General features: G+C 71.4%; 17 protein-coding genes. 4 read left to right on the plus strand and 13 right to left on the minus strand.

Going from position 1 to position 12,658, the window contains the following annotated elements; genetic code table 11:
• Positions 1-235: 235 nt before the first annotated feature.
• On the plus strand, positions 236-913 hold the full coding sequence (locus BJP40_RS08660; RefSeq protein WP_079171026.1) for a hypothetical protein: 678 nt from the start codon (positions 236-238) through the stop codon (positions 911-913).
• A gap of 84 nt (positions 914-997) precedes the next feature.
• On the opposite strand, the gene BJP40_RS08665 is transcribed toward BJP40_RS08660, so the two are convergent.
• From BJP40_RS08665 to BJP40_RS08695, 7 genes are all read right to left on the minus strand, one after another.
• Positions 998-1,282 (minus strand): hypothetical protein, encoded by a 285-nt coding sequence (locus BJP40_RS08665; protein WP_071279894.1) that lies wholly within the window; start codon positions 1,280-1,282, stop codon positions 998-1,000.
• Positions 1,279-1,608 carry a hypothetical protein gene (locus tag BJP40_RS08670; protein ID WP_071279895.1) on the minus strand — a complete coding sequence of 110 codons (330 nt, stop codon included), beginning with the start codon at positions 1,606-1,608 and terminating at the stop codon, positions 1,279-1,281. The genes BJP40_RS08665 and BJP40_RS08670 overlap by 4 nt, the downstream gene beginning before the upstream one ends.
• A 166-nt stretch (positions 1,609-1,774) precedes the next feature.
• The gene (locus BJP40_RS08675; RefSeq protein ID WP_071279896.1) at positions 1,775-2,125 is read right to left on the minus strand and encodes a hypothetical protein; all 351 of its coding nucleotides are present in this window, start codon (positions 2,123-2,125) and stop codon (positions 1,775-1,777) included.
• A gap of 13 nt (positions 2,126-2,138) precedes the next feature.
• Complete coding sequence (locus BJP40_RS08680; RefSeq protein ID WP_079171027.1) at positions 2,139-3,050, minus strand: radical SAM protein; 912 nt, start codon at positions 3,048-3,050, stop codon at positions 2,139-2,141.
• Positions 3,051-3,276: 226 nt separating this feature from the next.
• A complete protein-coding gene (locus BJP40_RS08685; protein ID WP_071279897.1) occupies positions 3,277-3,477 on the minus strand; it encodes a hypothetical protein in 201 nt (66 codons plus the stop codon).
• Complete coding sequence (locus BJP40_RS08690) at positions 3,474-4,535, minus strand: hypothetical protein (protein ID WP_071279898.1); 1,062 nt, start codon at positions 4,533-4,535, stop codon at positions 3,474-3,476. The genes BJP40_RS08685 and BJP40_RS08690 overlap by 4 nt, the downstream gene beginning before the upstream one ends.
• Complete coding sequence (locus BJP40_RS08695; protein WP_071279899.1) at positions 4,532-5,020, minus strand: hypothetical protein; 489 nt, start codon at positions 5,018-5,020, stop codon at positions 4,532-4,534. Before BJP40_RS08695 ends, BJP40_RS08690 begins: the two co-directional genes overlap by 4 nt.
• Before the next feature lie 461 nt (positions 5,021-5,481).
• Here BJP40_RS08695 and BJP40_RS08700 point away from each other — a divergent pair, with 461 nt between their 5' ends.
• Both BJP40_RS08700 and BJP40_RS08705 read left to right on the plus strand, forming a co-directional pair.
• Positions 5,482-6,342 (plus strand): helix-turn-helix transcriptional regulator, encoded by an 861-nt coding sequence (locus BJP40_RS08700; RefSeq protein WP_256220686.1) that lies wholly within the window; start codon positions 5,482-5,484, stop codon positions 6,340-6,342.
• Entirely contained in the window at positions 6,339-6,554 is a 216-nt protein-coding gene (locus BJP40_RS08705; protein ID WP_071279901.1) for a DUF397 domain-containing protein, read from the plus strand. The genes BJP40_RS08700 and BJP40_RS08705 overlap by 4 nt, the downstream gene beginning before the upstream one ends.
• A gap of 352 nt (positions 6,555-6,906) precedes the next feature.
• On the opposite strand, the gene BJP40_RS33575 is transcribed toward BJP40_RS08705, so the two are convergent.
• The 4 genes from BJP40_RS33575 to BJP40_RS08725 form a co-directional block, all read right to left on the minus strand.
• Positions 6,907-7,413 (minus strand): hypothetical protein, encoded by a 507-nt coding sequence (locus BJP40_RS33575; RefSeq protein ID WP_218153198.1) that lies wholly within the window; start codon positions 7,411-7,413, stop codon positions 6,907-6,909.
• Positions 7,414-7,595: 182 nt separating this feature from the next.
• A complete protein-coding gene (locus BJP40_RS08715) occupies positions 7,596-9,119 on the minus strand; it encodes a hypothetical protein (protein WP_071279903.1) in 1,524 nt (507 codons plus the stop codon).
• 215 nt (positions 9,120-9,334) lie between these two features.
• Positions 9,335-9,640 (minus strand): hypothetical protein, encoded by a 306-nt coding sequence (locus tag BJP40_RS08720; protein WP_071279904.1) that lies wholly within the window; start codon positions 9,638-9,640, stop codon positions 9,335-9,337.
• Positions 9,640-10,467 (minus strand): ParA family protein, encoded by an 828-nt coding sequence (locus tag BJP40_RS08725; RefSeq protein ID WP_071279928.1) that lies wholly within the window; start codon positions 10,465-10,467, stop codon positions 9,640-9,642. The genes BJP40_RS08720 and BJP40_RS08725 overlap by 1 nt, the downstream gene beginning before the upstream one ends.
• A 332-nt stretch (positions 10,468-10,799) precedes the next feature.
• Here BJP40_RS08725 and BJP40_RS08730 point away from each other — a divergent pair, with 332 nt between their 5' ends.
• Entirely contained in the window at positions 10,800-10,997 is a 198-nt protein-coding gene (locus tag BJP40_RS08730) for a hypothetical protein (RefSeq protein WP_143065917.1), read from the plus strand.
• Between the two features lie 118 nt (positions 10,998-11,115).
• On the opposite strand, the gene BJP40_RS36075 is transcribed toward BJP40_RS08730, so the two are convergent.
• Both BJP40_RS36075 and BJP40_RS08740 read right to left on the minus strand, forming a co-directional pair.
• Positions 11,116-12,162 (minus strand): peptidoglycan DD-metalloendopeptidase family protein, encoded by a 1,047-nt coding sequence (locus BJP40_RS36075; protein ID WP_071279906.1) that lies wholly within the window; start codon positions 12,160-12,162, stop codon positions 11,116-11,118.
• Entirely contained in the window at positions 12,159-12,632 is a 474-nt protein-coding gene (locus BJP40_RS08740) for a helix-turn-helix transcriptional regulator (protein WP_071279907.1), read from the minus strand. Before BJP40_RS08740 ends, BJP40_RS36075 begins: the two co-directional genes overlap by 4 nt.
• Positions 12,633-12,658: the final 26 nt, after the last annotated feature.

Here is a 12,658-nt window from a genome sequence, read left to right on the forward strand (position 1 = left end):
CCACCCCCCTCTGGGAGCGGTGGCCCCCCGGAGGGCCGCCGGAGGCAACGCCCCCGCACCACCGCCGCAACGCCGCGGTGCACCCCTGGGGCAGGACGCGTGCGCGGTGGGCGGAAGTGTGGTCCGTCCTTGTTGGGTCGTTGGGGCCCGTAGGGTTCGTGCTGCGGGTACGTACCGTGATGTTTGCGAACCCGCCGTGATGGTCTGGTGTGTCAGGGCTGGCAGGGGAGGCGGGGTGAGTGTGGAGGCGGAGGCGCCCGCGCGGCGGCGGCGTCACGCACGGCTGATTGCGACGTTGGCCGAGTTGGTAGGGGAGTGCGCGTCTGCGGCGTTGGGGGTGTACGGGCCGATCGCGTACGCGCCGCCGCGTGCGGGTGGTGTGCCGGTGAACGTCGGGGGGATCAGCGGTCTGGCGCTGAGCGCGGCCGAGCGGCTGGATCGGGCGGTGGCGCAGGACGCGGCAAGGTGGCCGGCGGAGGTTTCTCGGGAGGACGCGCACGCCCGGGACACGTTCCATCGGCGGTGTGCGGCCGCTGAGGCCGATCAGGTCGTCATTGACGCGCAGTTCGGCGGGGGAAGCTTCAGCGGGGAGGGCACGGTGCCGACGCCGCCGCAGGCTGCCGCCATGGACTTGGCGGAGGCCGGGGGTGAGTTCCTGGACGCTCTCGATCCCGACCCGGCCGACGCGCTCGCGTTCATCTTGGGCTTGACGGCGTCCGGGGAGTACAGCGCGAGGGGGGTCCTTGACGAGGCGACACGCACCGCCGTGCTGCGGGCCTGTCTGGTGCTGCGCGAGGCGGCGCGGGAGGAGGACCCGAGCATGGCGGCGGAGCGGTGCCTGACGGCCTCGCGGCACCTTGCGTTGGCCGTGTCCGCGGCCTCGATCGATTTGGACGACGGAGCAGAGCTGTGACGATGACCGATACCACGGCCCGCTCCCTGGCTGGCGGCGCGGCAATACTTCCCCGAGCGGGCTGGTCCCGGTCGGGAACGGCTGTCAGGGACCAGACAGGAGGAAGATCACTTCGATGCGCCCCGGGGCGTCGTCCTCGGGCGGGTGGACCCGGTACAGGAGGGTGATCCGGTCGCCGGTGTCCTTGGCGGGGTCGGTGTCGATCCTGCGCAGTTCGGCGCCGGTGATCGGCTCGGTGGAGCTGGCGGGGTCGCGCGGCTCGGCGGCGAGGCGGTCTAGCACGTCATGGACGGCCCGCCGGCCTCCGGGGCTGAGCCGGGCCACTTCCTCGTAGAGCCGCGGGGGCACTTCGACGTCCCAGCGGCTCACCGGTCGGCTTCCCGGCTCTCCAGATAGGCGTACAGGTCCGCGATGGGGGCCGTACGCGTCTCGCCGGCGAGGGACGCCGCGATGGCTGCCTGGACCTCGGGCCGGGTGCGCAGGGCGATCAGCCGGCGGGCGTCGGAGATCACGGCGGCCTGGGCCTCGCCGAAGCGGGCGGCGTCGAGTTTGGCGTTGAACGCCACCACCTCGGCGGGACCGATCAGGGCGAGCTCGGCCCGCAGCTCGGCGAGCGTCTGGGGCCCTTCCCACTCCTCGACCCGGTACGGGTCCGCGTACGCCCTGGTGGGCGTCTCGTGCGGCAGCGCGCTCATGCTGGTGACCTCCGTCGTGTTCTCGACATCTCCACGGTACGCGCCGCACGGGTTGCGGGGCAGTGGGGTTGGGGCCCTTCACCGCGGCGGCTGCGAACGCGGCAGCGCCCCGGCTGGGGGGCCGGGGCGCTGTCCTTCGGCATAGGCCCGCGACGGGGGCGCGGGCCTACGTCAGCCGCAGGTGCTCTAGGCGAGTCTGGTAGTGGGGGCCAGTGAAGTAGGCGGCGTGGAGGAGTGAGGGTGCGTGCTCCTCGATCAGGTGGTGTGCGCGGGCTTTGAGCTCGGCGGCCCATGTGAGTGCGTGCTGCTGTGCGGTACGGCCGCATGCTCGGGGTTCTCCGGGCAGGCAGAGGGGGAGGTCCGGGCCCAGCTTGTTGGCTGCGTGCCGGACGTGGCGGGCGATGGCTTCCCACTGCTCCTCGGTGTGCTGGACGGCCTGTCCTTCTCGGCTGCCGGCCCATACCTGGGGGTCCTGGCCGCTGGCCCATGCCTGGAAGTGGTCGCCGTGCTCGTCCATGTCCGTTCCTCGGTCAGCGGGTCTGCGGGTGTCCGGTGGATGGTAGTGCGGTGGTGGGGGCCGTGGTGGCGGCTCGGGGGTCGCAGTGCCCGACCGAGGGAACGCACGGCGAGCACGGGCCGCACATGGGCAGGAACTGCGGCGGCGTGCAGGACTGGGCGCCGGCTGCGGTGCCGCAGGTGGATGTGATCTCGGCGCGGGCGGCGGCCAGGGCGGGGCCGGTCCAGATGTCCGCGAGGGGCTGGCTGTGGACGTTGCCGACGGTGATGAAGCGGCTGAGGACGCACGGCCACACGGAGCCGTCCGGGCCGATGGCGCACTTGTGCTGGGCGCAGTGCCCGCACAGGTCGTTGACGGTGGGTGGGGTGGAGGTGCCGCGGCCGAAGGCGCGCATGCGGTCGGCGCCGAGCTGGGTCACGCCGAGGGTGCGCAGGTCGGCGTGTGCCTGGGCGGCCCGCTGGTGGTCGTTGACGACGACGGTGCCGCCGCGCAGGTTGAGGCCGAGCTCTTGGGCGCGGGCGATGTTGGCGCGGGTCCGCTTGTGGGAGCCGCGCCGGGCTGTGACGGCGTCGTGCTCGTGGGCCTGGTCGGAGTAGTAGGAGGTGGCCAGGTCCACGCGGTGGGCCACGAAGCACTCCCACAGGTGGTCGGGCACGTGGGTGAGGTTGCTGAACACCTCGACGCTGCCCAGTCCGCGGGTGCGGGCGTGCGCGATGAGGCGGGGCAGGGCGGGGTGGAGGCAGGGTTCGCCTCCGATGAACTGGACGCCGTCGCAGCGCATGGCGGCGAGCTGGTCAATGGCGTGCTCCCAGTCGGTGGCGGTCATGGTGCCGTGGTCGCCGTCCGGGGAGGAATCGGCGTAGCAGTGGGTGCATTCGAGGTTGCACCGCCCGGTGATCTCCAGCCAGGCGAATGTCAGGGGCATGACGGCAGTAGCCGTGGCCATAGGGGCCTCCGTGGTGTGTGGTGTGTGGTGTGCGGGGTTTCCGAGTCGCCCGCTGCGGCGGGGCGGGGGCGCGGGGCGGCGGGCCGCCCTGGGCGCCGGGCTTCAGTGGTGGTCGGGGGCCGCGGGGCTTATCTGGTCGTGGCCAGTGCGAGGGCGGCCAGGAGCGTGGCGGTCACGAGGATGAGGACGGCGAGTTCGACACCGTTCACGGCCGCCGCCCGTGGTCGGGATGGTGGTCCTGGGGGAGCATGTCGGGGCGCTCGGTCCCGGCCGGCTGGGCGGTGGTGTAGTGGTCCGCGAGCTGCGGGCCGCAGATCCACACGGGCGGCACGGCGCCGAGCACGCCCAGCACCAGGGCCGCCAGGCCGGGGCGGGAAGGCCGGTCGGCCGCGTGTGCGCCGCTCACAGCTGAGCCCAGGCGCCACGGCGGCGCAGCACCGGAAACCGGCTGATCCGGTCCCGGGGCACGGTGCGGGCGGGCTGGCCGTCCGCACCGCCGCCGCGCAGCGGACGCAGCACCCACCGGATGTTCGGGCTGGCGGGGTACTCCACGCCGGTGACGACCCATTTGGGGCCGTGCGGCCCGTCGGTGACCAGATCGCCTACGTCGGGCAGGGCGCTCATGCCGGCTCCTCCGTGGGGTGGGCGATGGCCAGGCGGGCATAGAGGGCGGGGCCGGCGGGGGTGGTGAGCGTGCCCCACTGGTCGGCCGCCGGGGCTAGAGGGGACGCGCCGGGCGCCGTGTCGCGGAATGAAACCAGAGGGCGCCACGGCCATGACGGTGGCGCCGTCGGGGCCGTACGGGTCGTAGACCGCGTAGACGACGAGCGCGCGGGCGGGAGCGGCGGCATGGGTGCGGGCGTGGGTGACCAGACACTCGGTCAGGTCGCCCAACCGGGTGGCGAGTTCGTACGGCAGGCCCCACAGGTCGTACGTGGTGCGCACGCGGGTACGTAGCCGGGCCGGCGCTTCGGGGTCGTCGGTGGTGATCGGCCAGTCCTGGACGCGGCGGATGGCCACTTGACGCTCTGGCGGTGCGGGGCTGGGCCGGGTCGGAGCGTGATCGAGGTGGGGACGCGGGGACCCGCCTCCGGTCTGGGCCACGATGCCTGCGGGTTCCGCGACAACAACGGCGGTGAGCGTGTAGTGCGCGGTGTCGTCGTGGACAGACACGATGACCCGGCGCTCACTTTCCAGCAGACACAGCCATTCAGGGCCGTCAGCCGGGCCCTCGCACCACGCCCGCAGCCCGGCGGGGGCGTCCGGTACCGACCCGCCCACCGGCCTCAGAGCTCCGGCCGGCACCCACGGGGTGCGCGGGTCGGGGTCGAGCCGGTCCGCGAGCTTCGCGGCCTGCCACCGCAGCCACCACAGAGCCTCGCCCGGTGACTGCGCCTCGTGCGTGTACAGCAGCCAGTGCGCAGACAGGTCGAGCCTGTGGGCCGTGATCTCGCATCGGATCATCGCGGGCCTCCGCGTCCGGCCAAGGCAAGCGCGGCGGTCGCGCGGTGCATCAAGGCGGCGGCCACGGCCTCGCACAGGGCGTTGGCGTCCGTGGTGGCCGGCGCGTACAGCGGGGGCACGATCCACCGCCGCGCCCCGGTCGAGCGCAGGCCGCTGGCTGCGGTCACGTGGGGCGGCGGGCAGCGCAGCACCCCCCTGGCCGCGGCGATCGTCCCCATCAGGTCGGGCCACGTCGCCGCGGTGCCCGGGGGGACGACGAATTCGACGGCGCCCCGCGCGGGCGTCTCCAGCACGGGGCCCAACTCGGCCCCGTGCCTGCGGACTCGGGCGATCACGTCCGCTCCGAGCCGGCTCGTGACGCGCACGATGTCCCACAGGTTGCCGATCGGCACATCGGCGGCGGCACCGCGGTTCCATGCCTGGTACAGCGGCCTGGCCTCGGCGCCGGCCTCGATGAACCACCGGGCCGCAGGGGTCGGCCTCATGCCCTCGCCCCCGCCCGCTCGCAGGGCTCACAGACCTTGACCGCCCAACCGAGACGGCCGGCACCTTCGCTGATGGTGTAGGCGTACCCGGCGGGCCGCAGACCGTGCCGGTGCCCGCATCGAGCGCACGCCTGCCCGCGCAGCCTGGCGTGCTGCTCAGGGGTGATCTCCAGCGGGTCGAGTGCGTGGCTGCGAACATCGCTGCTCGTACGTAATGCGCCCGTGGCTTTCAACATCAGATCCATCCCGGGTCTGCGCCGCGCATGATCACTCGCGGCTGCGTCAGATCAACGCTCCGTGTTCATTGCCTACACTGCCATTGAAATTCAATGAGCGGTACCCGTACGACTGAACTCCGCCAAGAAGAGGGAACTGGTGGGAGAGACCTGGGGATGCCGCGTCGCGCGTACGCTTCCGCTCAGCCGCACAGCGCGGCGACGACCACAACCAGAGGGGGCGACGTGGCAGCGACGGTCGGCCCGGCAGGTCGCATGCAGATCGGCCGCGCACTGGCGGCTCTGCGCGAGCGGGCCGGGCTCACACAGGCTGAGGTAGCCGACCGAGCCGGGGTCAGCATCGGCACGGTCAACCGCTACGAGGGGTGGCAGGATCGGGCGCGCCTCCGCGTGCCGACCGTGCGGGCCATCGCCGACGCATGCGGGGCCACAGAAGACGAGCGGGACGGCCTCGTACGCCTGGCCACGAGCCATGAGGATGGCTGGTGGCTGGAGCACCCGGCTCTGCCGGACATCCTCAATCCGCTGGTGTCGTTCGAGGCGTACGCGGCCTATGAGCACGTCTGGGCGAACCAGTTGGTCCCGGGCCTCCTCCAGACGGAGGCGTACGCCCTGGCCCTGCACCAGGCGGCACAGCCGCGAGTCGACGCCTCCACCATCGCCGCGAACGTGCGGGCCCGGCTGAAGCGCCAGGAGATCCTTTCAGACCTCCACCTGTGGGTAGTCCTGAAGCAATCCGTACTGACCGATGGAATCGGCGGTGCTTCGGTGATGTCTGAGCAAATCGGCCACCTGCTCGACATGTCCGAGCGACCGAACATCGACATACAGGTGATCCCTCGCGGTCGCAGCCACGTGGCGACTTCCGGCGGTCACTTCGTGCTGCTGGGGCGGGATGATGAGGCGAGCCCGATGGCCTCCATGGCCGTGGTTTACCTCGAACTGCATCGGCGCGGACTCTACCTCGACGCTCCAGAGCACGTGAGCGAGTACAAGATCATGTTTGAGTATCTACGCTCGGCCGCTGAAGACCAAGACTCCAGCAGAGACCTGCTGGAATCCGCACGACAGGAGTACATGCGATGACCACCCCGCCCACTGCCGCACAGCTCGCCGGCGCTTCCTGGCGGACAAGCACATACAGCGGCCCGCAGAATGAGTGCGTGGAGGTCGCCGACTTCGAAGGCGGCTCGTGGGTCGGCGTACGGGACACGAAGGACCGTACCCGGCCGGGCCTGACGGTGCCCGGCCCGGCCTGGTCCGCCCTCGTGAACGCGCTGAACACCGGAACCCTCTAGCCCCGACAGGGCGAGCCGCGATTCCCCGGCCCGCGGCTGACATCCGCACACAACGGCGCCGCCCCCCCTGCCCGACCATCGGTCTGGCAGGGGGGCGGCGCCACACCCGCTTGCGCGGGCAGGTAGGACATACAGGCCGGTCACCCGCAAGCACCGAACGGTACACCTCCGCTTTCGCGGAGAACGGGTCCACCACCACGTGAAGCTGTCGCGGCAGTCCGGGTCACCTCCGCTCGCGCGGACGGGCTAGCGAATCGCAAGGGCGCGCACTGGGCGTGTCCTCGCGCGCGTAAAGCTCGCTAGCTAGCTCGCTCATGCGCTAGCTAGAACCCTCGCTTGCTCGCAGCTTCGACTAGCGCGCGCGCTTCCTTCGTCGCTTCGGCTGCACACGGGTCGATGTGCCGGTGGGCTTCGCTACGGACTGCTCCGGCTGTGCCTCCCCCTCCGCCCCAACCTGTGCCGCCTGCCGGACCTCGGCAAGCTGCCCGCGCAGGGCGCCGGCCTCGGCATGTGCCTCCTCGGCGGCGTGCTGTGCCTGCTCGGCAAGCTGCACCGCTGCGGCACGTACGCCCTCGGCCTGACGCCGTGCCAACGCCTCGGCGTGGTGTGCCGCCTGCTCGCCGGCGAGCTGCTGGCGCAGGTTCGTGGCTTCTTCAACGGCGGCGGCGGCTCGTTCTCCGGCGTGGTCGGCCTCGACCTGTGCCGCCTCAGCGGCGGCCTCGGCCCTCTGTGCCTCGGCCCGTGCCTCCATGGCGTCACGGTGTGCCGCTGCCGCCTCCTGGTGTGCCGTCTGGATGGCGGCGCTGGTGTCCAGCGTGAGCCGTACGCGGTCACCGGCTGAGGCCAGGCGCTCGGTCAACTCCGTCTCGCGCGGGGTCGGCACACTCGCCAGTGCCCGCGGAGCCGATCCGCGGCCGTCTTGGTCCGCCGGCGGGTTGGTCGTGGTGCTCATCGCTCCCCCTGGGGTCTGGGGCGGCACATGAGTGTGCCGCTGGTGGCCGGGGTGCGGCCGGTGTGCCGCACCCCGGGTGGGGCCGTGGGTCACGCGTTGACCAGTTCGCGGCTGTCGGCGTCGGCCTGGTCCTCCTGGTCGTCGTCCTGCTGCGGACGCAGGGGGCCGATGTACCGGTTGGCCGCGCCTCGGTCCAGCGCGATTCCCGCCTCGGCGAGCTCGGTCAACAGCTCCTCGGCAATCGCGTTCGTCGTCCTCGGGTCGTCGGGGGCGATCCGGTGGCAGTACAGGGCTTCAAGGGCGGCCCGCTTCGTCGGGTAGCTCCGCAGGTCCCGCAGCGGCTCCGCCTCTGCCCCCGGTTCCTCCGCCTCGGCTTCGTCGCTCTCCTGCGGCACGCGGGCTGTGATGACTCGGGGTGTGCCGCCGTGTGCCGCCGCTGCCCTGGGCGGCTCGGCGTGCTTCTCGTCGGCGGGGTCGATGCGGTCCGACGGCTCCTCGTCCGCCTCGGGCTCGTCCTCCGGAACGGTCTCGGCACGCGGTCCCGGCACGGGTGTGCCGCCGTGTGCCGCCGGGGGTGTGCCGATCTGTGCCCGTAGCGCTGCCTCGGCGTCGCTGGCCAGGTTCTCCATGTGCCGGGCGTGCCCCTCCAGCGTGTCCAGAGCACGCGCCTGAACCTGTGCCGTGCTCGGTTGGTTCCACGGCGACTCGGCGTCGCTGATGCTCAGCTTGGTGGCGCACTGCCTCTGTGCCACGCGGGCTCGGTAGAGGTCGCGCTGTGCCTCGTTCGTGGCGAGCTCGGCACGGTCCTGCCAGACGGCCAGGCGCCGGGCGATGCGCTGGCCCTTGCGCTTCGCCTTCTCGTCGTCCGGCAGGCGCTTGTATCGGTCGTCCAAGTCCACGGCCTTGTCCAGCGCGCGGTCTCGGGCGATCTCCTCGGCGGAACGGCTGCGGTGGGCCAGTCCCAGACGGGCCATCAGGCGCTCGCGCAGGTCGCGCGTGATCTGGGCCATGGCGGTCTGCGACTCGTCCCCCGTGCGGTGTCGCAGCTCAAGGCCAAGGGCCGAGTGGGCGGCCAGGGCGGAGCCGAACGAGCCGACGATGATGCGGACAACGGTGCTGGCGGAGAGTCCTCCGCCTTCGACCCAGGCCGGAACGGCGGACAGGCCGGCGAACACCCATACGGCCGTGCCGTACCAACCCGGGGTGCCGTGCTTCGCCAGCCGCTCGCGGGCTCCGAGCACGCACATGGCGATGAGGCTTTCGAACCCGGCACAGGCCAGGATGCGCTCAGGCTCCCAGGTCATGCCCAGTCCCTTGGGCGCTGGGGCTCCGGTGAACCTGTAGCCGGTGTTGAGGCTGACACTGGTGCAGATGATGAACGCGGCCACCGCGGCGAGCGTGCCGGCGGAGAACTTCCGGCGCTTCTCGCTCTCGGTGTCTGCCTCCTCGGCGGCCTGGGGCTCGGGCTGTTCTTCGGCCTGGCCCGCGTCGCTGGCGCTGGCTCCACGCCGCTTGATGGTGACGGCGGTCAGGACGGCCGCAAGGGCAACGGCGGCAGTGATGGCTGCGGCGTGGTCTCTGGCCCACTCGGCGAGCTGCGGGAAGTCGGTCATCGGGCGCTCTCCCGTGCGGTTCCGGCCAGGCTGACGGGCGTGGGCGTCGGCCGGTGCCGGTTGGCCTTAACGTGGTGGTGCATAGGTGAGGTTTCTCCTCATCTCGTGAGGCCCTGGGGGCGCGCTTCGTGGTAGTCGGGCGTCCCCGGGGCCTTCGTCTTCCGGTGCTTCCTCGCTTGCTCCCAAGCTGACACGTAAGGAAGCAAGCAAGCGAGCTAGCTCGCGTTCTCGCGCGCTGCCTCGATCTCCCGCAGCTCGCGGGCGTACGTCTTCTTGAGAGCGAACTCGACGGCTTCTCGCTTGCTCCACCCGCGCACGTCGCAGACGTGGGCCACCAACTCGTCCACCTCGGGCGCGACTCGCGTGTTGAGCTGGATGGTGGGTGCCGGCCCCCTCCGCCTGCGGACGGGCGGGGGCGGCGGGGCCTCGTCACGCGACGCCTGGGCCCCCTTGGGCACGGCGGGGTCTTCGGTCTCCGGCGCGGAGCGGGGCCGCGGGTTGGGGCGGTCACGTTCGGTCATCAAAGAATCCTGTTCAGAAGTAGCTCGCGGTAGGCCGCGAAAACCTTGTCTCCGCCTGCGCTGCCGCCGTATTGGGCGTAGAACTCCCCGGCGGAGCGGCATTCCTTCACGATCACCCGGTGCTGGATGTAGGGCGTCAGCAGCATGCCGGGAGAGGTGCGCTCGAACTCCTCGACGGCCCGCAGGGCATCGCGGGTCCACACGGCGCCGGTGTACGCGGCGCCGAGAATGATCCCTACCTCGTGCGGAAGTCGTGAGAGTCCCGCCTCTTCCCGGTAGGCGTGGAACTTCCGGACCGTCAGCTTCGCTCCGTCCACCCCGTCTAGGCCGTCCTCGTCGGGCCGCGCGGCGTACACAACCTTGGTGCAGGCCGTGAGTCCGTTCTGTGTGAGGACACCTCCCTGACGGTTGGGGAAGTCGAGGACGACGAACCCGGCCCGGGTGCCCATAAGGCTCCGCCTCAGCCTGCGTTCGGCGTGGTCGTCCGGCGTCTTCTCCTGGGCGGAGAGGGCTCGGCTGCTGGGGATGACCCGCAGGTTCGCCGGCCATCCCTTCTCCGGGTCCAACGAAACGGCGATCTCGTCCGCCCATCCTTCGACATCATCGGCCGCCAGGATGGCGGTCATGTCCAGAGCTCCGCCTTTGTCGTCACGCTGAGGCTGGGCACCGGTCCACTTGGTGGCGGCTGCCCGGGGGTCGAGATCCCCGAGAATCACCTCCTCGTCGGGGTGCTCCAGTGCGTACGCAACGGCCAGGGACACGGCGGTGGCCGTCTTGGTGACGCCACCGGTTTCGGAGTAGCTACCGACTACCTCGGGTCCAGTCATGGGCCGCATGCTAGCTCTCTCCCTCCCTCGCTCGCCGCCTAACACGCACTCTAGGTTGCTAGCTAGCAAGCAAGCAAGTACAGTGCTGGCACAAGAGAGGGGCCGGGCTGGCACCCGACCCCTCACGGTTCGGCCCTTCCGGCGGCTGCATCTCGTCGCCGGGGGGCCTCGATCCTTGGTTGGAAGGATCTGTCATGACTGTAATGCGCAACGCTGCCGGGGTGACTCGTGGTGCCGGGTATGCCGGGTGGCCCCTGCTTCCGTCCCTGCCCGTGGGGGAGTCTCGGCCCCGGATCGCGGCGGTGCCGTCGGCCCGGGCCACCGCGCCGGCCGTGGCTTCGGTGCCGGAGGTTGACGACCTGGTGGCCGTCGCCGCCGCGCTGAACGCTGGCCCCGGCTCCGTCGTCTACATCGACTCGCGCGACATGCTCAGGGCGCTGAACGCGCAGCCCTGGACGTGCCCGAACTGCGGCGGCGAGAACGACACGGCATTCGCCTACTGCCCCGGCTGCGGCACCCGAAAGCCCTGACCTGGAGCACGCCGCACAGCCGCTTCGGCTCGGTACGCGGAAGAGCCCGCCACCATCCCGGTGGCGGGCTCTTCCGCGGCTTCTGGGTTCGCCTGTACAAGCTAAGTCCTCTTGGGCGCTACAAGGTCACGCCGCGTTTACGCAGATAGGGGACCGGGTTGATGTCTGAGCCGTACGCGGTTCCCGTGCGGATCTCGAAGTGCAGGTGAGGCCCGGTCACGTTGCCGGTGGCTCCCGACTGGCCCACCGCCTGACCACCCTTCACCTTCTGCCCCTGGGAAACGGAGATCGAGGACAGATGGGCGTACTGGCTGTACACCCCGTCATCGTGCCGGATGACGACCTCGTTGCCGTAGCTGACCCCGACGCCGGCCTTGACGACGGTGCCCGGCCCGGCGGCCCGTACGGTCGTGCCCACGGGCACGGTGAAGTCGATGCCGGTGTGGTAGCCGCTCGCCCAGTGGGCCCCGGAGGCGTGGTAGGCGGTGCCGAGCGGGCCGGCAACCGGCTTGGTCCACCCCTCGGCTGACAGCTGCCCGCCGAGAGCCGTGCCCCACTTTGCGGCCGTCGCCGTGATGATGCGCACGTAGTGGTAGGTCTGGCCCTCGGCGAAGCGCTCGGGCGGAACACCCTTGTAGTGCTCGACCCACCCCCAGCCGGCGTTGTATCCGGCGAGCGCGAGCCGTACCGGGTCGTCCTTGTAGCCGGACCGGCCGGCCTTCTTCACCATGCTGCACATGTACCGGGCCTGGGCCATGATCGCGTCCTCCGGGTCCTTGGCCCCGAGCGCGGTACCGTCCCCGTCCGCGTCCTCGCCCCACGTCGCCCAAGTGGAGTCGATGAACTGGGCGATTCCCTTGGCCGTGCCGTACTGGGTCGGGGGCCCCTCTATCGTCGGGTTGAATCCGCTCTCCTGGTAGCCCTGGGCAGCCAGAAGCGCGGGCGAGAGCTGCGGGCACTCACCGGCCACGCTCTCGGACGCCTTGATGTACCACCGCGCGTACGGGCGGCCGGCGGCGGGCAGAGCCGCGGCGTTCAACCCGTTGACGACTGTCCCCGCGGACGGGTTGGAAGCGCCGGCCCCGGCTCCGACGAGCACGAGCGCGATCACCGCGACGGGAAGGCCGACCACGGCCGCCGCGGCGGCCTGGACAGCCGCCTTCACTGTGTCCCCCCGCCATCCGGCCTGCTGCGTGTCTTGATCCGCTGGCGCTGACTCTCCCGCCCCGCCTCCCACGCCTCCGCCCACCGCGACCGGCTCACCCCGTAGGCCGCAGCCCACCTCTCAGGGTGCTTCACCCCGTGCTTGCCCCGCTCCACCTTGCTCACCATCCCCGTACTGACTCCGACCCTGGCCGCTACCTCCCGCTGTGTGACGCCCCGCCGGGCCCGTAGCTCCCTGAGCGACAGCGGCCCTTCGACCGGGGCGAGCTCGTCAACGGAGCTGTCCAAGGCAGCGGCAAGCGCCTTCACTACCCGGGGGGAGGGGCGGCCGGTCCTCGCCTCCGCCTTGCGTGCGGTCGCGGGCGTGATCCCTGCGACGACCGCGAGCTGTTCGCAGCTCCAGCCGCGGGCTTCTCGCTTCGCGCGCAACAGGTCGGCGCGGAACTGCGGGACGCCGCTACTTGGACTCATCAACGCCTCATTTTTATGGCAGTGGT

It is taken from the genome of Streptomyces sp. CC53, from assembly GCF_001865245.1.
In the GTDB taxonomy this organism is placed as follows: domain Bacteria; phylum Actinomycetota; class Actinomycetes; order Streptomycetales; family Streptomycetaceae; genus Streptomyces.

Bases quoted from the DNA above. Each gene is read 5' to 3' on its own strand.
- BJP40_RS08670 (WP_071279895.1), bottom strand. From the start codon at position 1,608: ATGAGCGCGCTGCCGCACGAGACGCCCACCAGGGCGTACGCGGACCCG.
- BJP40_RS08695 (WP_071279899.1), bottom strand. From the start codon at position 5,020: ATGAGGCCGACCCCTGCGGCCCGGTGGTTCATCGAGGCCGGCGCCGAG.
- BJP40_RS08725 (WP_071279928.1), bottom strand. From the start codon at position 10,467: ATGACTGGACCCGAGGTAGTCGGTAGCTACTCCGAAACCGGTGGCGTC.
- BJP40_RS08705 (WP_071279901.1), top strand. From the start codon at position 6,339: ATGACCACCCCGCCCACTGCCGCACAGCTCGCCGGCGCTTCCTGGCGG.
- BJP40_RS08675 (WP_071279896.1), bottom strand. From the start codon at position 2,125: ATGGACGAGCACGGCGACCACTTCCAGGCATGGGCCAGCGGCCAGGAC.
- BJP40_RS08690 (WP_071279898.1), bottom strand. From the start codon at position 4,535: ATGATCCGATGCGAGATCACGGCCCACAGGCTCGACCTGTCTGCGCAC.
- BJP40_RS08740 (WP_071279907.1), bottom strand. From the start codon at position 12,632: ATGAGTCCAAGTAGCGGCGTCCCGCAGTTCCGCGCCGACCTGTTGCGC.
- BJP40_RS08715 (WP_071279903.1), bottom strand. From the start codon at position 9,119: ATGACCGACTTCCCGCAGCTCGCCGAGTGGGCCAGAGACCACGCCGCA.
- BJP40_RS08680 (WP_079171027.1), bottom strand. From the start codon at position 3,050: ATGCCCCTGACATTCGCCTGGCTGGAGATCACCGGGCGGTGCAACCTC.
- BJP40_RS08720 (WP_071279904.1), bottom strand. From the start codon at position 9,640: ATGACCGAACGTGACCGCCCCAACCCGCGGCCCCGCTCCGCGCCGGAG.